The sequence below is a fragment of the Spirillospora sp. CA-294931 genome (assembly GCF_050946795.1).
Lineage (GTDB): Bacteria > Actinomycetota > Actinomycetes > Streptosporangiales > Streptosporangiaceae > Spirillospora.
Window position 1 is genome coordinate 4,452,282 of the sequence record NZ_CP192006.1, and the last position, 20,592, is coordinate 4,472,873.

Consider the following 20,592-nt stretch of genomic DNA (forward strand, 5'->3'; position numbering starts at 1 on the left):
CGCAGCAACCTGGACGACCACCCACGCGACCGTCTGGTCGGCGCCCCGGATGGGCGGACCGCGCGAGAGCCTGCGCTGTCGTCCGGTCGGGGCCCGAGCGTTCGGCGCGGCGGCGGCGGCTTGCGCCTCGCCCGCCAGGCGGCCTGGACGGGCGACGCACCCGGTCGCCGGGACGGCGGCCCTGCACGACAGCGCCTTGCGCAGCAACCTGGGCAACCACCCACGCGGCGGCCTGGATGGGCGGCCTGCGCGAGGGCCTGCGCTGTCGTCTGGTCGGTGGCCCGATCGGCGCGGCGGCGGCTTGCGCCTCGCCCGCCAGGCGGCCTGGACGGGCGACGCACCCGGTCGCCGGGACGGCGGCCCTGCGCGATCGGCTCAACAGCGGCTTACGTGGTCGCTTCGGCATGGCGTGTGCGACGGCCGGTCAGTCGCCCGTGCGGTTGCCGGTGTCGGCGCGGGTGGGGTGGAGCGGAGCTCAGTGCGACTGCTTCCTTATGGGGAGACAGGCGCGGGGGGACGGCTTGTTGCTCAGAGCTCAAGTGGGGCTGGCGGGGGAGGGGTCAGAGGTCGTCGTGTTCGGTGACCGGGGTGGCGGGGACGGGGGAGGCCGGGAGCTCGGGGAGGGGCGGGGGAGTGCCGCCGAACTCGGGGCAGCGCTGCTGATGGTCGCACCAATCGCAGAGGCGGCTCTTGCGGGGACGCCACTCGCCGGTGTCCATGGCGCGGCGGATGGCCTGCCAGAGCGCCTCGACCTTGCGTTCGGTGGCGCGCAGGTCGGCCTCGTCCGGCGAGTAGCGCAACACCTCGCCGTTGCCCAAGTACATCAGCTGCAGCAGGCGCGGCACCGTGCCGTGGAGCCGCCACATGACCAGCGCGTAGAACTTCATCTGGAACAACGCCCTGGCCTCGAAGTCGGCGCGCGGCGCCGTGCCCGTCTTGTAGTCGACGATGCGGACCTCGCCGGTGGGCGCGACGTCGACCCGGTCGATGTAGCCGCGCAGCTTCAGACCCGACGCCAGGACGGTCTCCACCAGCAGTTCGCGTTCGGCGGGCTCCAGACGGCGGGGGTCTTCGAGCGTGAAGTACCGCTCGACCATCGTCCCGGCCCGTTCGAGCCAGCCGTCCTCGTCCTCGTCGGCGCCCTCGAACAGCTCCGCCAGGTCGGGTGCCTCGTCGAGAAGGCGGCGCCACTGCGGCGCCAGCAGGTCCAGGGCCGCCCGCGAGGTGCGGCCCGCGGCGGGCAGGTCGTACAGCCGCTCCAGCACCGCGTGCACCAGAGTGCCCCTGACCTGCGCCGGGCTCGGCTTCTCCGGGATCCGGTCGATCACCCGGAAGCGGTACAGCAGCGGGCACGTCATGAAATCGCCCGCCCGCGACGGCGACAGCGAACCGATCACCACAGGACCGTCGGATGCCCGCGCGTCCGGCTCGCGGCCGGCCTCGGTCGTCGTCATGCCCAGCAGCGTAGGGGACACCACCGACGGAACCGCCCCGCGAAACACCCGCCGCACGGCTGATCACCGCCGCCGGGGCCGTAGCATCGAGGGCGTGGCAGACAGCGCACCCCCGACCAAGGAGAACAGGACCGCCGGAGACCCCGCGGCCCCCGACGGCGGCAGAGCCGCGGGGCAGGGGATCTACATAGGGCGCCCCTTCGGCGTGCCCGTCTTCGTCTCCCCGAGCTGGTTCCTGGTCGCCCTCCTGGTCACCTGGATGTTCGAAGGCGAGGCCGGAAAGGTCGTCGACCGTCCCGCCAGCTACCTGGTCGCCTTCACCTACGCCGTCCTGCTGTACGCCTCGGTGTTCGTCCACGAGCTCAGCCACGCCGTCACCGCACGCGTCCTGGGCCTGCCCGTCCGGTCGGTGACCCTCCACATCCTCGGCGGCGAGACCGCCATCGAACGCGAGGCACCCACCCCCGGACGCGAATTCCTCATCGCCTTCGCGGGACCGCTGGTCAACCTCGTCCTGGCGGGCCTCGGCCTCATCGCCCACGCCACCCTCCCGCTCCCCGACGTCGCGCTGCTGCTCGTCGAGGCCCTCACCTTCGCCAACCTCCTGGTCGGCGTCTTCAACCTGCTGCCCGGCCTCCCGCTGGACGGCGGACGCCTCCTCCGCGCCGCCGTCTGGAAGATCACCGGCCAGGGACGCAGCGGCGCCGTCTTCGCCGCCTGGGCCGGACGCGTCATCGCCGTCCTGTGCCTGCTCGCCGGGGCCTTCCTCGCCACCGGCACCTCCCAGAACGGCGAAGGCGCCGGCATCGGCTGGCTGGCCCTGCTGTGGTCGGCCCTCATCGCCTCCTTCATCTGGATGGGCTCCACCCAGGCCCTGCGCGCCGAACGGTTCCGCGACCGCATCCCCGCCCTCGACGCCCGCCGCATGGCCCGCCGCGCCACCCTCGTCACCGCCGACGTCCCCCTCGCCGAGGCCATCCGCCGCGCCCACCAGGACCGCTCCGGCGCCCTCGTCGTCGTCGACCACGACTCCCGGCCCCTCGGCCTGGTCAGCGAGAAGGCCGTCACCGCCACCCCCGAACACCGCCGACCCTGGATCACCGTCGGCGACCTGTCCCGCGGCATCGAACCCGACCTGACCCTGCCCGCCGACCTCACCGGCGAGGAACTCATCATCGCCCTGCGCCGCGCCCCCGCCTCCGAATACCTCCTGGTCGAACCCGACGGCCGCGTCTACGGCGTCCTCGCCTCCGGCGACGTCGACCGCGCCTTCGCCGGGGTCTGAACGGTGCCGCGCCCCCGCTAGCCTTGACGGCTATGAGCGAACCCACCCCGCCGAGCCCGTCCACCCGCTCCACCGGCCGCATCCCGCACGGCCCCTTCCGGGCCGGCGACCAGGTTCAGCTCACCGACCCCAAAGGCCGCATCAACACCATCACCCTGCAGCCCGGCAAGCTCTACCACTCGCACAAGGGCTCCATTCCCCACGACGACATCATCGGCGTCCCCGAAGGCTCGGTGTTCCGCTCCAGCGGCGGCACCGACTACCTCGCCTTCCGCCCGCTGCTCACCGACTTCGCCGTCCGGATGCCGCGCGGCGCCGCCGTCGTCTACCCCAAGGACGCCGCCCAGATCGTCGCCCAGGCCGACATCTTCCCCGGCGCCCGCGTCGTCGAGGCCGGAGCCGGATCCGGCGCCCTCACCTGCTTCCTGCTGCGCGCCGTCGGCGACGGCGGCCTGGTGTCCTCCTACGAGCGCCGCCCCGACTTCGCCGACATCGCCCGGAGCAACGTCGAGAAGTTCTTCGGCGGCCCCCACCCCGCCTGGAAGCTCACCGTCGGCTCCCTCGAGGACGCCCTCGCCGAGACCGAGGTCGACCGCGTCGTCCTCGACATGCTCGCCCCCTGGGAATGCGTCGACGCCGTCGCCAAGGCTCTCATCCCCGGCGGCATGGTCTGCGCCTACATCGCCACCACCACCCAGATGTCCCGCGTCGTCGAAGACCTCCGCACCCACGGCGCCTTCGCCGAGCCCTACGCCTTCGAGACCATGCTCCGCTCCTGGCACGTCGAGGGACTCGCCGTCCGGCCCGACCACCGCATGATCGGCCACACCGGCTTCCTCGTCACCGCGCGGCGCCTCGCCGACGGCGTCACGCCGCCGCTGCGCCGCCGCCGTCCCGCCAAGGGCGCCCACCCCGCCCCCGGCGACACCGCTCCGGCGTCCAACGACACCACCCCCGCCCCGGCCCCCGCCGACTGACACCGCGCCCTGAGCCACGCCACCACGCTGGCCGGTGCGTCCGCCGGGTGACCACAAGCCGGAGCGCCCCGGCCCCGACGCACGCCCACGCGGCGAAGGCACAGCCGACGACGACGAGCCGAGCGGCCTTCGTTCCGGGACGACCTGCGAGGCAAGCCGAACGCGACGCCCGAGGGACGCGGGCCCGACACGCCCGGGACGAAGACGACACGCCCGAGGTGTAGATCACATCCCGCGCCCCGCGACGCGCCCGACCGTCACAGCCCGTGATTTCGTAACAAGGAATTCACAAAGACCGCGGAGGAGCGTCAACCCCGCCCTGACCAGGCCCAGCGAACGGTAAACCTTGCGCCACACCAGGGCGAACTCCCCCTATTCCACGGTTTCGGCGGTCGCGACGGGTATTCCCTCCGTCCCCGATCCGGCCCCTTCGGACCCCTTCGCGCCCCGCCGCCACGACACGAACACCGAACGGGCAGGTTACGGAAGCCCTCCAGATAGGTAGGGTCTCAGTAGGTCGTCGGCTCTCTTCGTGAGGAGGTGACGGGGCGTGGCCGCTCGTGACGATGCTGGGGCGCGCAGGGCGCAGCACGACAAGGAGGTTAGAGACCTCCAAACGCAGATCTCCTTCCTGGAGGAGGAGATCTCCGTGCTGCGCCGAAAGCTCGCGGAATCCCCGCGCCAAGTACGTGTGCTGGAAGAACGTCTCCACGAGGCGCAGGCAAACCTGGCCGCCGTGACGGGTCAGAACGAGCGTCTCGTGGCGACCCTCAAGGAAGCGCGCGAACAGATCGTGGCGCTCAAGGAGGAGGTCGACAGGCTCGCTCAACCACCCTCGGGTTACGGGGTCTTCCTCGAAGCCCGCGACGACGGAACGGTCGACATCTTCACCGGCGGCCGCAAGCTGCGCGTGAACGTCAGCCCCGCCGTCGACCCCGACGAACTCCAGCGTGGCCAGGAGGTCATGCTCAACGAGGCGCTCAACGTCGTCGAAGCGCTCGAATTCGAAGAGCAGGGCGAAGTCGTCATGCTCAAAGAAGTCTTCGACGACGGCGAACGGGCACTGGTCATCGCCCACGCCGACGAGGAGCGCGTCATCAAGCTGGCCGAGCCCCTGCGCGGAGTACCCCTGCGCGCCGGCGACTCGCTCATGCTCGAACCCCGCTCCGGATACGCCTACGAGAAGATCCACAAGGCCGAGGTCGAGGAACTGGTCCTCGAAGAGGTCCCCGACATCTCCTACGACGAGATCGGCGGACTCGGCTCGCAGATCGAAATGATCCGCGACGCCGTCGAGCTCCCCTACCTGCACGCCGACCTCTTCCGCGAGCACCAGCTGCGCCCGCCCAAGGGCGTCCTGCTCTACGGGCCGCCCGGATGCGGCAAGACGCTCATCGCCAAGGCCGTCGCCAACTCGCTGGCCAAAAAGGTCGCCGAGCAGACCGGCGCCGAAGGCAAGAGCTTCTTCCTCAACATCAAGGGACCCGAGCTCCTCAACAAGTACGTCGGCGAGACCGAGCGGCACATCCGCCTGGTGTTCCAGCGGGCCCGGGAGAAGGCCTCGGCCGGCACCCCGGTCATCGTGTTCTTCGACGAGATGGACTCCATCTTCCGCACCCGCGGATCCGGAGTCTCCTCCGACGTGGAGAACACCATCGTCCCGCAGCTGCTCAGCGAGATCGACGGTGTCGAGGGCCTGGAGAACGTCATCGTCATCGGCGCCTCCAACCGCGAAGACATGATCGACCCCGCGATCCTGCGGCCCGGCCGGCTCGACGTCAAGATCAAGATCGAGCGTCCCGACGCCGAAGCGGCCAAGGACATCTTCTCCAAGTACATCCTGCAAGGCCTGCCGCTGCACCCCGACGACCTCGCCGAAAACGGCTCCAGCACTCAGGCCACCGTCGACGCCATGATCCAGCGCGTCGTCGAAAGGATGTACACCGAGACCGAGGAGAACCGCTTCCTGGAGGTCACCTACGCCAACGGTGACAAGGAAGTCCTCTACTTCAAGGACTTCAACTCCGGAGCGATGATCCAGAACATCGTCGACCGGGCCAAGAAGATGGCCATCAAGCAGTTCCTCGAGACCGGCCAGAAGGGGCTGCGCGTCGCGCACCTCCTCGCCGCCTGCGTCGACGAGTTCAGCGAGAACGAAGACCTGCCCAACACCACCAACCCCGACGACTGGGCCCGCATCTCCGGCAAGAAGGGCGAACGGATCGTCTACATCCGCACGCTCGTCTCCGGAACCAAGGGAGCAGAAGCGGGACGCTCCATCGACACGGTGGCGAACACCGGCCAATATCTGTAACCATCAGAACACCGTCAGTGACGGCGCGGCGATCTCCGACCAGGAGAACGCCGCGCCGTCCGGCATTCCAGACCAACCGCACGACACTCGGGGGGACAGTCTTGGTACGAACCACACAAAGAGGTGGATTGCGTCCCTTAGGCTCGGACCAAATGTCTCCCCAGCCCCACACACCCAGCACCCCGCGGCCCCCAGGCAACACCCGCCTGACCGAAGTCGACCTCCTGCGCTTCCTCGCCGCCCTCGCCGTCCTGCTCTACCACTACACCGGGACGCGCGGCGGCCCATGGGAAAGCGACGACCCCGCACGCGAACTCTTCCACCCGATCTCCCAGGTCACCCAATTCGGCTACCTCGGCGTGGAACTGTTCTTCCTCATCAGCGGCTTCGTCATCCTCATGAGCGCATGGGGACGCAGCATGGCCGACTTCACCACCTCCCGCATCATCCGCCTGTACCCCGCGTACTGGTTCGCCGTCCTGCTCATCGGCGCCCTGTACCTCACCACAGGCGAAGGACGCGGCCGCCCCCAGAACATCATCCCCAACCTCACGATGTTCCAGCAGGGCATGGGCCTCCAGAACGCCAGCGGCGTCTTCTGGACACTCTGGGTCGAGATGCACTTCTACGCCCTGATCTCCATCCTCGTCCTCACCGGCATCACCTACCGGCGCTGCATCACCTTCATGTCCACCTGGACCGTCCTGGCCATCTTCGCCAGAGAAAGCCACAACGACACCCTCACCAGCATCCTCATCCCCGAATACGCCCCCTACTTCGTCGCCGGGATGGCCCTCTACCTCACCCACAAATACGGCCCCAACATCCTCCTCTGGGGCTTCGTCGCCTTCTCCTGGGCCACCTCCATCCGCTACGCCCTCCCCACCGCCACCGCCAAACCCTTCAACATCCCCGACTCCAACGCCTGGCCCGCCGTCCCCATCGTCGTCACCCTCGCCTACGTCCTCATGGCCCTCGCCGCCACCGGAAAACTCCGCTGGCTCCGTTGGAAACCCCTCATCACCCTCGGCGCACTCACCTACCCCACCTACCTCATCCACTACGAAATCGGCCCACCCCTCGCCGAACTCCTCCACCCCGCCCTCTCCTACTGGGCCGCCACCGCCACCATCACCGCCATCGTCCTCGCCGCCGCCTACCTCATCCACCGCCTCATCGAACGCCCCCTCGCCGCCTGGCTCAAACCACGCCTCCGCGAAGCCTTCGACCATCTGAAGAAGGCCGAACCCGGCCGCGACCACAGCAAAACCCCGCCCACCACCAACGAAACGGCCACCAACCCCACCCACACCAGCGAATCAACAGCCCCCGAACCGACACCCCGAGCCCACGACCAGGAGCCCCATGGCTCCACCCCCTCCGCCCCGATAGGCTCGACAATATGAGCGTTCGGCGGGTCATGGGCATCGAAACCGAGTACGGCATCTCCGTACCCGGCCAACCAGGGGCCAACGCGATGGTGACCTCCTCACAGGTCGTCAACGCTTACCTCGCGGCATCGGCGGCACGAGCCAGGCGCGCCCGCTGGGACTTCGAAGAAGAAAACCCCCTCCGCGACGCACGAGGCTTCGACCTCGCACGCGAAGTCGCCGACCCCACCCAGCTCACCGACGAAGACCTCGGCCTCGCCAACGTCATCCTCACCAACGGCGCACGCCTCTACGTCGACCACGCCCACCCCGAATACTCCGCCCCCGAATGCACCAACCCCCGCGACGCCGTCACCTGGGACAAAGCCGGAGAACGCGTCATGGCCGACGCCGCCGCCCGCGCCGCCCTCGTCCCCGGCACCCACCCCATCCAGCTCTACAAGAACAACACCGACAACAAAGGCGCCTCCTACGGCTGCCACGAGAACTACCTCATGAAACGCGAGACGCCGTTCGCCGACGTCGTCCGCCACCTCACCCCCTTCTTCGTCTCCCGCCAGGTCGTCTGCGGCGCCGGCCGCGTCGGCATCGGCGTCGACGGACGCGGCGACGGCTTCCAGATCAGCCAGCGCGCCGACTTCTTCGAAGTCGAAGTCGGCCTCGAAACCACCCTCAAACGCCCCATCATCAACACCCGCGACGAACCCCACGCCGACCCCGAGAAATACCGCCGCCTCCACGTCATCATCGGCGACGCCAACATGGCCGAGACCTCCACCTACCTCAAACTCGGCACCACCGCCCTCGTCCTCGCCATGATCGAAGACGGCTTCCTCACCCACGACCTCTCCGTCGACATGCCCGTCGCCGCCCTCCGCGCCGTCTCCCACGACCCCACCTGCAAACACCTGCTCACCCTCCGCGACGGACGCAAGATGACCGCCGTCCAGCTCCAGATGGAATACCTCGAGCAGTCACGCAAATACGTCGAAGACCGCTACGGCGCCGACGTCGACGAGATGACCAAGGACGTCCTCGACCGCTGGGAATCGGTCCTGCACCGCCTCGGCGACGACCCCATGCAGCTCTCCCGCGAACTCGACTGGGTCGCCAAACTCTCCCTCCTGCAGGGCTACCGCGACCGCGACGGCCTCGACTGGTCACACCCGCGCCTGCAACTCGTCGACCTGCAGTACACCGACATCCGCCCCGACAAGGGCCTGTACAACCGCCTCGTCGCCCGCGGGCGCATCGACCGAGTCATCACCGAAGACCAGGTCCACAGCGCCATCGAGAACCCCCCAGAAGACACGCGGGCCTACTTCCGCGGCCGCTGCCTGCGCCAGTACGCCGACTCCGTCGCCGCCGCCTCCTGGGACTCGGTCATCTTCGACGTCCCCGGCCGCGAATCCCTCCAGCGCGTCCCCACCCTCGAGCCGCTCCGAGGCACCAAACAGCACGTCGGAGCCCTCCTCGACCGCTGCAGGACCGCCGCCGACCTGGTCGCCACCCTCACGGGCAACTGAGCGCCTTCCGAAGCCCCCATTGGCAATGCCAATGGGGGCTTCGCCACGCCCCGTAAACCTGTGACCCACCCCACATACCACCCGGTTGACCCACCCCACATACCACCCCACCCCACCCCACATACCCCCCCGTTCCCGGCCCACAAGGGGTTGAAGGGGCTGCCGCATTTTCGTGACCGGTTTGCCCGTTTCAGTGATTCTCGGACCGGCGATAACCCCAACAGGCCCCTGCCGGTGCTGTGGTGGTGGTGGAACGCCCCTACACGGTTCTGCTCATCGCCCAAGATCGGATATAGGCTGGGGGTACCGGCAGTAGTGGGAGGTATACGGGATGGCCACGAAGGACAACGGCGGGCAGAAGCAGACCACCCGGCAGACCGAGGAGGTCGAGGAGACCCAGGCCGAGACCACCGAGGACGTCCAAGAGCGCCAAGAAAAGCTCACGGACGATGTCGATGCAATTCTGGACGAAATTGACGAAGTCCTCGAAGAAAACGCCGAGGAATTCGTCCGCTCGTACGTCCAGAAGGGCGGGGAGTAATCGGGAATTTCCGACATGTCCAAAACGAGGCTAGCCATTTCTTGACTTTCGCTTAAGAAATGGCTGTGGCCGGGTGGGTGGGGGCAGTAGCGTCGGCTTCATGACGTCCAAGAAGTGTCGGGACTGCGGCCAAGTCAAAGACGCGGCCGAGTTCTGGAAGCGAGCAAAGTCGCCGGACGGCCTGTCGCTCTACTGCAGGGAGTGCTTCGGTCTACGAAACTCCAAGTCGTACAGAGAGAGACAGGCCAAGCAAGGAAAGAAGACACGCCCCTACCGCAGGTACTCTGCGGTCCCCGGAGGGATGAAGTACTGCCCCCAGTGCAAAAAGACCCAACCTCTGGACGCCTTCGGTCGCAACCGCGCCGCAAGCAACGGTCTGACCTCATACTGCAAGCCTTGCCACAACAAGGTCATGGCAGAGAACAAGCGTCGGAACCACGGCAGTGAGCGTAGCTACCTCTTGAAGCTACGCTACGGGCTCGACCAAGCCCAGGTGGACCAGATGCGCGCCCGCCAGGGCGGCGTCTGCGTGATCTGCCTCAGTTCGCCCGCGAAGCACGTGGACCACAACCATCTGACGGGCCTGGTCCGTCATCATCTCTGCTTCAAATGCAACGGTGCCCTCGGTCAGTTCGAGGACGACCCATGGCGCCTGCGCGAGGCGGCCGACTACGTGGAACTCACAGGTTCCCATGCGCGCATGATGGCGCTGGAGTACGGCGCCCTGGTCATCGATGGCCTGGCCCGCAAGCGCGCTATGGGCGGGAGGCGTAAGCCCCTTAAGGCTCGCCAGTCGGCGCGGCACTATCACCTGGTCGGGAAATATGGGATCGGTGCGCAGGAGGCCGCAGTGCTTCTTCGCCTCCAAAGGGGCCACTGCGCTATATGCGCCGACGTACCCGGAAAGCACATCGACCACGACCACAAGACGGGCGCGGTGCGCGGGATCCTCTGCCTCGGCTGCAATACGGGCATGGGGCAGCTGGGCGACGACCCGGTGGCCCTGCGCCGAGCCGCCGACTACGTCATGGGTGACCTCGTCCAGGAGGTAGAGACCGCCAACGGCGGAACGCGCCTCTCCTTCACCTATCCCGACGTGGACCCGCAAGCGGTCCCGGAGGGCGGCTGGGAGGCGATCAGGGAGGCGGACGGACGGCATCGCAAGGACGCGCTGGACTGTGAGTTGCGCCGGGAGGATCTGGCGTGGCTGGCGTCGCTCCTGGACGGCTCGTTCCTGGAGGCGCGTTAGGGCGGGGGCCTCAGCTCTGGGCTTCGGGCGCGGGAGCCGGATCTTCCCTTGTGGTGGGTTCGGGCTTCCGCGCCTTTAGCTTGTGCAGGTGAGTGGCGTAGGCGCCGGGCATGGGGAAGCCGTCGCCCGGGACACATGTACCGGTGAGACGCGTCCAGGCGTGGCCAACGGCAGCGGTGGCACTCAACACCGCAACGGTCGCCTCGACCGTCTTCGGAAAAGCCGTCCAGAGAGCCCGAAGCGGATGCTCGGCTCCGTCCAGGACCTCATGGAGCAGCGCTCGGAGCTCCGGATCGAGCCATTGCCCGATGGGGACGACCAGATCGGGGCGGTGATGGCTGAGGTCCCCGGCGAGCAGCGCGGTCGCGACGTGACGAGGTTCGACATCATCGCTCAAGGACGCGGCGGCGGCGATGAGGTCGTAGAAGGCGAGCTGGAGATGCTCCCCGGGTGCGGTGTCGGCGAAAAGCGTGGGGTGGAGCGGGGCGGGGCAGCGCTCGCGCCATTGGTGTTCGAGGGCCTGGTCGCCGTAGGGGAGTGCCGGGTGGTCGATCGCGGGGTTGGCCTGGATCGGTTCGATCATGGACAGCAGTGCTGAGGCGCGCAGGCGGAAACGCGGGTCGCCGCGGAGGGCCTGGGCGGTCATGACCATGCAGCGGATGATCTGGTTGGCGGTGTCGGGTCGGGCGGCGCGGAGGCGGTCGGCGTAGAGGCCGATCAGTGTGTGCAGTGGCGGTGCCGTGTGCCAGTGCAGGGGCCCCTCTGCGGCGCCGGTGGGGGCGAGGTGGGGCTGCCAGAGGTCAAGGGTCTCCAGCGCGGGGTCGAACGTCGGGACGTCCGCGCACCAGAGCATGGTGTGCCAGGTGGCGGCGATGGTGCTGGGCGTCCCGTGGAGGAAATGCGTCCAGCTGGTGAGGGGGTAGTCGGTGAGTGGTGCCTGGGCGGCTTCGGAGATGACGGATCGGAGCCGGTACAGGAGCGCGCCCGTCAAGGGAGTTCCCACGACCGCGAGGGGCGGGTGGTGCTCCTGCGTGTAGTCAGGCCCGGTCGGGAGGAGTTCGGCGGGGATCGCGGGTGGTGTGGTGCCGGGTTGTGCGGTGTCGCGGATGGTGGGGTCGCGTGGCGGCGGCGTCGGGAACCAGCGGCTGTCGGCGGGGTGCCAGCGGTACCAGCGGGTCCATGCGGCGTGGAGCCACCAGCTGTGGTCGGGAAGGGTGAGCAGGTAAGGGAGGAGAGTTTGACGACGCTGCTCGGGTGTGGCAGTGGCCCACCAGGGGCTGGTGACGGCGGCGCGGGTCTGGTGTTCGGCGCGGGTGAAGGGGTCGCCGTCGGGTGGGTCGTCGGCCGGGGGTGGGGGTTGCCAGTGGGGTTGGGGCGCGTTTCCGGGCCAGGTCGGCTGTCCGAGGGGGCTTGGCTGCCCGGGAGGTCCCCATGCCACGGGGTCATGGTAGTCGTCTCGTCCCCGGGACGCGTGCCAGGGCGGCGGTGTCGCAGCGATTGACGCGTCGTCGGCACGCCGGGGCCCTGACACACCGGCACCAGTTCCCGAAACGCCCCGCGGTAGGCGTTCACGGTGGGTCACATGGTCGCCCGCGCACCGTGGTGTTCATCGGCGTGGACGGGGCGGGGTGGCTGGTGGGCGGGTGGGTTCGCCGTGGGCGGATCGTGGTGGGGATTGCGGGCATGCGGTGGGGGCTGGTGGAACAGTAGGGTCTTAGTCGTCAGCGCCGGTGGGCTTGCCGGTGTCGGGTGGAGGGAAGGAGTCGCGTGGCGTCCCACGATTCGTACGCCGGACGTCTGCCGGGGTTGTTCGTGAGCCCTGATACGTCTTCGTTCACGGAGTTTCTGGGGGTGTATTCGCCGGAGTTGCTGCCTGGTCGGCGGACGCCTCCGGCGACGCCGGTGGGTGATGAGATCCCGCATGGCACGACGATCGTCGCGGTGGCTTTCGCCGGCGGTGTGGTGATGGCGGGGGACCGTCGGGCGACCGCGGGGAATGTGATCGCGCAGCGCGATATCGAGAAGGTGTTCCGGGCCGATGAGTTCTCGGCGATCGCGGTGGCGGGGACCGCGGGGATCGGGATGGAGATGGTGCGGCTGTTCCAGGTCGAGCTGGAGCATTACGAGAAGCGTGAGGGCCGCACGCTGTCGGTGGAGGGCAAGGCGAACCGGCTGGCGACCATGGTCCGGGGAAACCTGGGGATGGCGATGCAGGGGCTGGCGGTGGTGCCGTTGTTCGCCGGTTATGACGAGGAGACCGACGGGGGGCGGATCTTCTCCTACGATCCGGCGGGCGGCCGTTACGAGGAGCGGGATTTCCATTCGATCGGTTCGGGGTCGGTGTTCGCGCGGGGGGCTATGAAGAAGCTGTTCCGTGGCGGGTTGTCGGCCGAGGACGCGGCGCTGGTGTGCGTGCAGGCGTTGTATGACGCGGCGGACGACGATTCGGCGACGGGTGGTCCGGATCTGACGCGGCGGATCTTCCCGGTGGTCGCGACGGTGACGTCGGAGGGGTTCCGGCGGCTGGGTGAGGACGAGGTCGGCGCGCTCGCGCAGGCTGTTGTCGATGGACGTTACGAGTCGCCGGGCGGTCCGACCGCTCCGCTGCGATAGAAGGGATGCTGACCGGTGTCCATGCCGTTCTATGTGTCGCCCGAACAGCAGATGAAGGACAAGGCGGACTACGCGCGTAAGGGGATCGCGCGGGGCCGCAGTGTGGTCGTGCTTCAGTACGACGACGGGATCCTTTTCGTGGCGGATAATCCGTCGCGGGCGCTGCACAAGATCAGTGAGATTTACGATCGGATCGCGTTCGCGGCGGTGGGGAAGTACAACGAGTTCGAGAATCTGCGTCTGGGTGGTGTGCGGTACGCCGATGTGAACGGGTACCAGTACGACCGGCGGGATGTGACGGCTCGTGGTCTGGCGAATGTGTACGCGCAGTCGCTGGGGACGATTTTCACGGAGACCAACAAGCCATATGAGGTGGAGTTGGTCGTCGCGGAGGTCGGTGATTCGGCGGAGACGGATCAGATTTATCGGCTGACGTTCGATGGGTCGGTGGCCGATGAGCACGGGTATGTCGCGATGGGCGGTCAGGCGGATGCGGTGGCGCAGGCGCTGAAGGACCGGTATCGGGACGGGATGACGCAGGTGGAGGCGTTTCGGGCGGCGGTGGAGTCGCTGGAGGCGCAGGATGCGGATCGGCATCTGGAGGCGTCGTCGTTGGAGGCGGCGATTCTGGATCGCAATCGGGAGCATCGTTTGTTCCGGCGGTTGCCGACGGCGCGGATCGAGGGGTTGCTGGGGGAGGCGGGGTCGACTCCGGAGCCGGAGTCGGATTCGTAGCTTTTGTCGTGTTTCTGGGCCCGTCGTGGGATCGTCCCGCGGCGGGCCTTTCCGCTTCCCTCTGGTGATCTACATTGTAAAGGCGCCGTCCGGTGTTCACATCCGAACCCGTTTTCGCGCGGCTCGCGGAAACCGGCTGCGGCGGAGGCTGCCATGTGGGGTCCGGGACGCATAGGGTCAGGGTGTGGACAGGCGCATCTTCGGGCTTGAGAACGAGTACGGCGTCACCTGCACCTTTCGTGGGCAGCGGCGGTTGTCACCCGATGAGGTGGCGCGCTATCTGTTTCGTCGTGTGGTGTCGTGGGGTCGTAGCAGCAACGTCTTCCTGCGCAACGGTGCGCGGTTGTACCTGGATGTGGGCAGCCACCCCGAGTACGCCACGCCCGAGTGCGACAGTGTCATCGACTTGGTGACGCACGACAAAGCAGGCGAACGGATCCTGGAAGGACTCCTGGTCGACGCCGAGCGGCGTCTGCGCGAGGAGGGCATCGCGGGTGACATCTACCTGTTCAAGAACAACACCGACTCGGCGGGCAACTCCTACGGCTGCCACGAGAACTACCTGGTGGGGCGGCACGGAGAGTTCGGCCGCCTCGCGGACGTGCTGATCCCGTACCTGGTGACGCGGCAGATCATCTGTGGTGCGGGCAAGGTGCTGCAGACGCCCCGTGGGGCGGTGTACTGCGTGTCGCAACGCGCGGAGCACATCTGGGAAGGCGTCTCCTCGGCGACCACCCGTTCGCGTCCGATCATCAACACCCGCGACGAGCCCCACGCGGACGCCGAGCGGTTCCGCCGACTTCACGTCATCGTCGGTGACTCGAACATGAGTGAGACGACGATGCTGTTGAAGGTCGGGGCGACCGATCTGGTGTTGCGGATGATCGAGGCCGGGGTCGTGATGCGTGATCTGACGCTGGAGAACCCGATCCGGGCGATCCGCGAGGTCAGTCATGACATGACGGGTCGTCGCAAGGTGCGTCTTGCCAACGGCCGTGAGGCCAGTTCGCTGGAGATCCAGAAGGAGTACTTCGGCAAGGCCAAGGACTTCGTCGACCGTCGCGGTGGCGACGCGGTGACGATGCGCGTCCTGGACCTGTGGGAGCGGACCCTGCGAGCGGTCGAGACCGGCGACCTCGACCTGGTCGCCCGCGAGATCGACTGGGTCACCAAATACCAGCTGATCGAGCGATACCGCCGCAAGTACGACCTTCCCCTCTCCTCGCCCCGCGTGGCGCAGCTCGACCTGACCTACCACGACGTGCACCGTGACCGCGGCCTGTATTACATGCTGGAGAAGCGGGGTTCGGTGGAGCGGGTGGCGAAGGATTTGGAGATCTTCGAGGCCAAGTCGGTGCCGCCGCAGACGACCCGGGCGCGGTTGCGCGGCGAGTTCATCCGCAAGGCGCAGGAGAAGCGCCGCGACTTCACCGTCGACTGGGTGCATCTGAAGCTGAACGATCAGGCGCAGCGCACGGTGCTGTGCAAGGACCCGTTCCGCTCGGTGGACGAGCGTGTCGACAAGCTCATCGCCGGTATGTGAGCTGGTGACCGTCCGGAACGGCACGATGACGGTCCGTCATGGGCGTGTCCCGCGTGTTCGTCGTTACCGGCGGGTCACCAGGCGGTAATGTGAGCGCGCAGTCGCGCCCCATCGCCCCCGAAGGACCCGTATGCGCCGTCGTTCCACCGCTCTCGCCACGGCTCTCGTGCTGGCCGCTCCGTTGTCGCTGTCGGCCTGTTCGGGGTCGGACGATGTGGGCGTCTCGGTGAAGGGCGCGTTCGGGGCCCGTCCCGACGTGTCGATCCCCAAGGACGCCCCGGCGGACGGCTTCGCGGTCAAGACGCTCGGCAAGGGCAAGGGCGAGCAGGTCCGCAAGGGCGATCTGGTGATCGCCGACTATGTCGGGTTCCGCTGGAACAAGGGCGGTAACAAGCTGCTGGCCAGCAGCTACGTGGCGGGCCAGCCGGGCGCGTTCCCGACGGGACGGCTGGTGCCGGGCCTGGAGAAGGCGCTGAAGGGCGCGCGGGCGGGTGGCCGGGTGGTGGCGCGGATCCCTCCGAAGGACGGCTACGGCACCAAGGGCAGCACCCAGCACCAGGTCGGCGCGGACGACACGCTGGTGTACGTCCTGGACGTCCGGGCGATCTACCCGAAGACGGCGGCGGCGCGCGGCAAGGACCAGCCGCTGGACGATCCGGCGCTGCCGAAGGTCGGCCCGGCGGGCCCGGGGCAGCCGCCGCCGGTGACGGTGCCGAAGGTCGCGGCGCCCAAGCGGGTGGCGTTGCGCGTCCTGACGCAGGGCGACGGCCCACCCGTGCGCAAGGACCAGGTGCTGGCGCTGCAGTACGAGGGCCTGTTCTGGCGGGACGGCAAGGTCTTCGACTCCTCCTGGAAGTCGGGCCGTCCGAGCGCCGTGACGATCGGCACGGGCCAGGTCATGAAGGGCTGGGACCAGACGCTGGTGGGCCAGAAGGTCGGCAGCCGCGTGCTGCTGGTCGTCCCGCCCGCCTTCGGCTACGGAGCCAAGGGCCTCCCGCAGGCCGGAATCAAGGGCGACGACACCCTGGTCTTCGTCGTCGACATCCTCGGCGCCCACTGACCCGCCACGCTCCCCGAACAGAAACAGCGTTGAGCCGGCCGGCACGCGCGGCCGTACGATCAGACGCCTCGCGGGCCGTTCTAGGGTCAGGGGCACATGAATCGACATTTCCGCTCCGCGACTGCCGCCGTGTTCGTCACGGTGCTCGGCGGATCCTTGCTGACGGCCGGGGACGGCTCGGCTCCTCGCGCCAAGCCCGTCCGCGGGGGCACCGCGGCGGTCGCGCCCAGGGGCGGGGTCGTCGCGTCTGTGCCGCTCAAGCCGCAGACCCGTCCGGTGCGCAGGCCGGCGCTGTCCGGCGACTTCAACGGCGACGGCAGCGGTGACCTCGTCCTGCCCGCCGGTGACGCGGTGGACCGGGGTGGGCCGGGGCTGGTGGCCGTGGTGTACGGCTCGCCCCGGGGGCCCGACGCACGCACCCGCACGGTCATCACCAGGGACACACCCGGGATTCGCGGTGCCGTTCCGAGCAACGGCTGGTTCGGGTATCGGGCCGGGCCCGGTGACTTCGACAGGGACGGCTACGCCGATCTGGCGTTGATGCAGACGGGCAGGACCACCACCCCGATCCGCGTCCTGTACGGCGGGCCGGGAGGGCTGAGCGGCAGGTCGGTCGCGCTGCGGACCCCGGTTCCGGTCGCGTTGGACGACATGGTGCTGGGCGACTTCGACGGCAACGGGAGGACGGACCTGGTCGCCACCGACGCCTCCAGGCTGTGGAGCTTCGGTGACGTCGGCGCGGCCTCGGTCATCGCGAGGCCGTCGAGGTTGGGGATCGAGGTCCCGAAGGGCGGTGAGGCGGCGGTTCAGCTGGTCGCGGCCGACTTCACCGGCGATGGGCGCAGCGACCTCGCGCTGAGGGTGACGGTGTTCGAGGCGGAGGACGACTACGGCACGACCCACGGCCGGTTGCGGTTGGGCACCCCCGGCGGCCTGGGCGCCCGGACGACCCGCTTCGACCGGGCCGGGACGCAGGCGGGCGATGTCAACGGAGACGGGAGGGCTGACCTGATCGCCGGGCCCGCCCTGCTGGAGGAGCGAAAGCCCGGGTTCGCGGTCCACCTCGGTACCCCGACGGGCCTGGCTCCGCCGCGGACCCTCGACACCGCGACGCCGCCGTCCCGCATGGCCGCGTTCGCCGTCGGCGATGTGAACGCCGACGGCAGGGCCGACCTCGCCTTCGGTGAACTCGACGGGACGTACGGCGGCGCGGCGCCCGGCGGCCGTATCGAACTGCGGATCAGCGGTGCGGGCGCCGCCGCGGCGGGGTTCCAGCGGCTGACAGCCTCGTCGCCCGGCATGCCTTGGGTCGGCGCGGCCAAGGGGAGGTTCGGCGAGGGCGGCCCCGTCGCGGGCCTGCACCTCGCCCTCCGCGATCTGAACGGCGACCGATCGGCCGACCTGACGATCGGTGCTCCGGCCGGTGGGGGAGACGGCAACGGCGTGATCTCCTGGCTGCCCGGGACACCGGCCGGGCTGACCACCCAAGGAGCCCGCGCGTTCAGCTCCGCGACCCTGGGCCTCCAGGTCCGCGGTCTGGGGCAGGTGCTGATCCCGTAACCGCTCTAAGTCAGTGGTCGTTGTTCTTAGAATGGGGCGATGGAGAACATCGAGGCGATCGCCGTGCTGCAGGATCCGGTGCGGCGGGGGCTCTACGCGTATGTAGTGGCGCAGGACCGGGAGGTCAGCCGGAACGAGGCCGCCGAGGCGGCGGGGGTTCAGCGGACGCTGGCGGCGTTTCATCTGGATCGGCTGGCCGAGGCGGGCCTGCTGGACACGGTGAGCCGCCGCCTGACGGGGCGCAGCGGCCCGGGGGCGGGACGCCCGGCCAAGCTGTACCGGCGTTCGGGGGCCGAGCACGCGATCTCCCTTCCTCCCCGTGACTACCGGACGGTGGCGGCGCTGCTGGCGGAGGCGGCCGACGAGGCCGGGTTGGACGAGCGGCTCCAAGAACTGGCGCGCCGCCGGGGGCGGGCGGCGAGTGCGCCGTGCCGCGATCTGGACGAGGCCGCGGCGCTGCTGGCGGAACGCGGCTACGAGCCGCGCGCCGTGGACGGTGCCGTCCGCATGCGCAACTGCCCGTTCCACGCGGTGGCCGAGGAGTTTCCGCCGCTGGTGTGCGGGATGAACCTGGCGCTGCTGGAGGGCCTGCTGGAGGAGTCGCCGGCGCTGTCGGCGCGCATGGACGCGAGGCCGGGCTGGTGCTGTGTCGTGCTCCAACCTTCTAAAAACAATGAGGATTGACTTAGAAGCGGACCCGTGGTGAGGTGGCGTCATGAGCGATCACCACCTCGCCCAGATCAACGTGGGCACGATGAAGTACCCCCTCGACGACCCCCGGATGCACGGCTTCACCTCGATGCTCGACGAGGTCAACGCGCTGGCCGACGCGGCGCCCGGCTTCGTGTGGCGGCTCATTGGTGACGGCGACGCCGACGCCACCGGCCTGCGGCCGACGGGCGACGAGAAGGTGCTGGTCAACTTCTCGGTGTGGGAGAACCGCCAGACGCTGTGGGACTTCGTCTACCGCAGCGCCCACCTGGACGTCATGCGCGGCCGCCGCGACTGGTTCGAGTCCCCGGCGGGGCAGTACCAGGTGCTGTGGTGGGTCCCGGCGGGCACCATTCCCACCGTCCAGGAGGCCCTGGACCGCCTGGACGCGCTGCGCCGCGAGGGCTCCACGCCGCGGGCGTTCACCTTCCGCGACACCTTCACCCCCGCCGACCTCGAGGCCGCCCGCGGCTGACTCCCCGCAGGGACCCCGGCGGCTACAACAGCGTGGCGGTGTGGCGTCCCGCGGCGGCGGCGGTGAGGAAGTAGGGGAGGTCCTCGTCCAGGCGGCGGCCCATGGTGGACAGCCGGACGCCCCAGTCCCTCTCGGCGGCCGCCAGGACGTCGCGCAGCCCTTCGACGGCGACGGGGACGAGGTCGTGCCGCTCGCCCAGCGCGGCGGCCTCGGCGGCGACGCGGGCGCCGAACGGGCCGCCGAGCTCGGGGACGGGGACGTCGGCGCGGGCCAGGGCGACGCGGCCGTAGGCGGTGAGGCTGTGGTGGGAGACGCCCAGGTGGCGCTCGCGCTTGTCGCCCGCGCTGACGCGCAGCGACGCCACGGGACGTCCCGACAGGACGGCGGCGGCGTTGACGGCCTCGCCCGCGGTGACCCCGGAGAAGCCCCACCTGGTGCCGGTGCCGAGGTTGCCGGGGCCCTGCGCCACGATGACCACGTCGGCGGACAGGACGAGCCGGGCCGCCAGCAGGGCGGTGTGGACGGTGACGGCCTCCAGGTCGCCGCCGAACGCCTGCCCGGCGGTGACGGTGGCGGCCAGCGCGCCCGCGTCGCGCAGCCGGGCGATCGACATGGAGAACCAGGCGGGCAGGGCGCCGCCGTCGGGCATGACGTAGACGGCGCGGGCGCCGGGCCGCTCGGCCAGCAGCGCGGCCAGGATCGCCGGCAGCGCCGAGTGCAGGTCGGCGACGATCACGGGGGCGCCGCCGAGGGAGTCGGCCTCGCGCAGGGTCTCGTGGTGGGGGGAGTCCTGCTCGTCGGCGCCCAGGACGGTGGCCTGCAGCGGCGTGTAGCGGGCCTTGACCAGGTGGCCGGGGCCCTGCGGGTCGGGCGGGAGGCGGTCGGGGACGGCGACGACCATGGCGTATCCGCCGGTGCCCAGGCCCATCGCCAAGGCCGTAGTGTTGAGCAGGACGGTGTCGCCCGGTTCGGGCCTTCCCACCAGTGCGGGGTAGGCCAGGGCGCGGCGCGGGCCGTCGCCGGAGATCGTGACGTCCAGCTCGACCGCCCCTGGCCACTCCCGGCGGACGCCCTCAACCGTGCCTTTGCGCCATCTGATCACATCGGAAACGGTAGCGTCCTGATCGTCAGTTGGCAGGGGATCGGCGGCGACGGCGG

General features: G+C 69.3%; 17 protein-coding genes. 14 read left to right on the forward strand and 3 right to left on the reverse strand.

The window, feature by feature from the left end:
* Nucleotides 1–560: 560 nt before the first annotated feature.
* The gene (locus tag ACQPY4_RS19850) at nucleotides 561–1,454 is read right to left on the reverse strand and encodes a RecB family exonuclease (protein WP_433338472.1); all 894 of its coding nucleotides are present in this window, start codon (nucleotides 1,452–1,454) and stop codon (nucleotides 561–563) included.
* Nucleotides 1,455–1,548: 94 nt separating this feature from the next.
* Here ACQPY4_RS19850 and ACQPY4_RS19855 point away from each other — a divergent pair, with 94 nt between their 5' ends.
* From ACQPY4_RS19855 to ACQPY4_RS19885, 7 genes are all read left to right on the forward strand, one after another.
* A complete protein-coding gene (locus tag ACQPY4_RS19855) occupies nucleotides 1,549–2,739 on the forward strand; it encodes a site-2 protease family protein (RefSeq protein ID WP_433338474.1) in 1,191 nt (396 codons plus the stop codon).
* Between the two features lie 32 nt (nucleotides 2,740–2,771).
* A complete protein-coding gene (locus ACQPY4_RS19860) occupies nucleotides 2,772–3,716 on the forward strand; it encodes a tRNA (adenine-N1)-methyltransferase (protein WP_433338476.1) in 945 nt (314 codons plus the stop codon).
* A 550-nt stretch (nucleotides 3,717–4,266) separates the two neighbouring features.
* Complete coding sequence (gene arc / locus ACQPY4_RS19865) at nucleotides 4,267–6,030, forward strand: proteasome ATPase (protein WP_433338478.1); 1,764 nt, start codon at nucleotides 4,267–4,269, stop codon at nucleotides 6,028–6,030.
* 152 nt (nucleotides 6,031–6,182) lie between these two features.
* Nucleotides 6,183–7,436 (forward strand): acyltransferase family protein, encoded by a 1,254-nt coding sequence (locus tag ACQPY4_RS19870; RefSeq protein WP_433338480.1) that lies wholly within the window; start codon nucleotides 6,183–6,185, stop codon nucleotides 7,434–7,436.
* Nucleotides 7,433–8,947 carry a depupylase/deamidase Dop gene (gene dop / locus ACQPY4_RS19875; RefSeq protein WP_433338482.1) on the forward strand — a complete coding sequence of 505 codons (1,515 nt, stop codon included), beginning with the start codon at nucleotides 7,433–7,435 and terminating at the stop codon, nucleotides 8,945–8,947. The genes ACQPY4_RS19870 and dop overlap by 4 nt, the downstream gene beginning before the upstream one ends.
* A gap of 331 nt (nucleotides 8,948–9,278) precedes the next feature.
* Nucleotides 9,279–9,488, forward strand: coding sequence for a ubiquitin-like protein Pup (locus ACQPY4_RS19880; RefSeq protein WP_433338484.1), 210 nt, complete (start codon nucleotides 9,279–9,281; stop codon nucleotides 9,486–9,488).
* Nucleotides 9,489–9,588: 100 nt separating this feature from the next.
* Entirely contained in the window at nucleotides 9,589–10,737 is a 1,149-nt protein-coding gene (locus tag ACQPY4_RS19885; protein ID WP_433338486.1) for an endonuclease VII domain-containing protein, read from the forward strand.
* A gap of 10 nt (nucleotides 10,738–10,747) precedes the next feature.
* On the opposite strand, the gene ACQPY4_RS19890 is transcribed toward ACQPY4_RS19885, so the two are convergent.
* Nucleotides 10,748–12,175 (reverse strand): hypothetical protein, encoded by a 1,428-nt coding sequence (locus ACQPY4_RS19890; protein ID WP_433338488.1) that lies wholly within the window; start codon nucleotides 12,173–12,175, stop codon nucleotides 10,748–10,750.
* Nucleotides 12,176–12,504: 329 nt separating this feature from the next.
* On the opposite strand from ACQPY4_RS19890, the gene prcB reads away from it, so the two are divergent.
* The 7 genes from prcB to ACQPY4_RS19925 all read left to right on the forward strand — a co-directional run bounded on the left by prcB (nucleotide 12,505) and on the right by ACQPY4_RS19925 (nucleotide 19,434).
* Entirely contained in the window at nucleotides 12,505–13,350 is an 846-nt protein-coding gene (gene prcB / locus ACQPY4_RS19895; protein WP_433338490.1) for a proteasome subunit beta, read from the forward strand.
* A gap of 21 nt (nucleotides 13,351–13,371) precedes the next feature.
* Nucleotides 13,372–14,085, forward strand: a complete 714-nt coding sequence (gene prcA, locus ACQPY4_RS19900) for a proteasome subunit alpha (RefSeq protein ID WP_433338966.1) — start codon at nucleotides 13,372–13,374, stop codon at nucleotides 14,083–14,085.
* Between the two features lie 184 nt (nucleotides 14,086–14,269).
* Complete coding sequence (gene pafA, locus ACQPY4_RS19905) at nucleotides 14,270–15,628, forward strand: Pup--protein ligase (RefSeq protein ID WP_433338492.1); 1,359 nt, start codon at nucleotides 14,270–14,272, stop codon at nucleotides 15,626–15,628.
* 130 nt (nucleotides 15,629–15,758) lie between these two features.
* On the forward strand, nucleotides 15,759–16,688 hold the full coding sequence (locus ACQPY4_RS19910; protein ID WP_433338494.1) for an FKBP-type peptidyl-prolyl cis-trans isomerase: 930 nt from the start codon (nucleotides 15,759–15,761) through the stop codon (nucleotides 16,686–16,688).
* A 96-nt stretch (nucleotides 16,689–16,784) separates the two neighbouring features.
* Nucleotides 16,785–18,248 (forward strand): FG-GAP repeat domain-containing protein, encoded by a 1,464-nt coding sequence (locus ACQPY4_RS19915; protein ID WP_433338496.1) that lies wholly within the window; start codon nucleotides 16,785–16,787, stop codon nucleotides 18,246–18,248.
* A 39-nt stretch (nucleotides 18,249–18,287) separates the two neighbouring features.
* A complete protein-coding gene (locus ACQPY4_RS19920; RefSeq protein WP_433338498.1) occupies nucleotides 18,288–18,932 on the forward strand; it encodes a helix-turn-helix transcriptional regulator in 645 nt (214 codons plus the stop codon).
* Between the two features lie 31 nt (nucleotides 18,933–18,963).
* Nucleotides 18,964–19,434, forward strand: coding sequence for a DUF3291 domain-containing protein (locus tag ACQPY4_RS19925; RefSeq protein ID WP_433338500.1), 471 nt, complete (start codon nucleotides 18,964–18,966; stop codon nucleotides 19,432–19,434).
* A 22-nt stretch (nucleotides 19,435–19,456) separates the two neighbouring features.
* Here the strand turns inward: ACQPY4_RS19925 and ACQPY4_RS19930 are convergent, their stop codons facing one another.
* Complete coding sequence (locus ACQPY4_RS19930; RefSeq protein WP_433338502.1) at nucleotides 19,457–20,536, reverse strand: DUF3866 family protein; 1,080 nt, start codon at nucleotides 20,534–20,536, stop codon at nucleotides 19,457–19,459.
* Nucleotides 20,537–20,592: the final 56 nt, after the last annotated feature.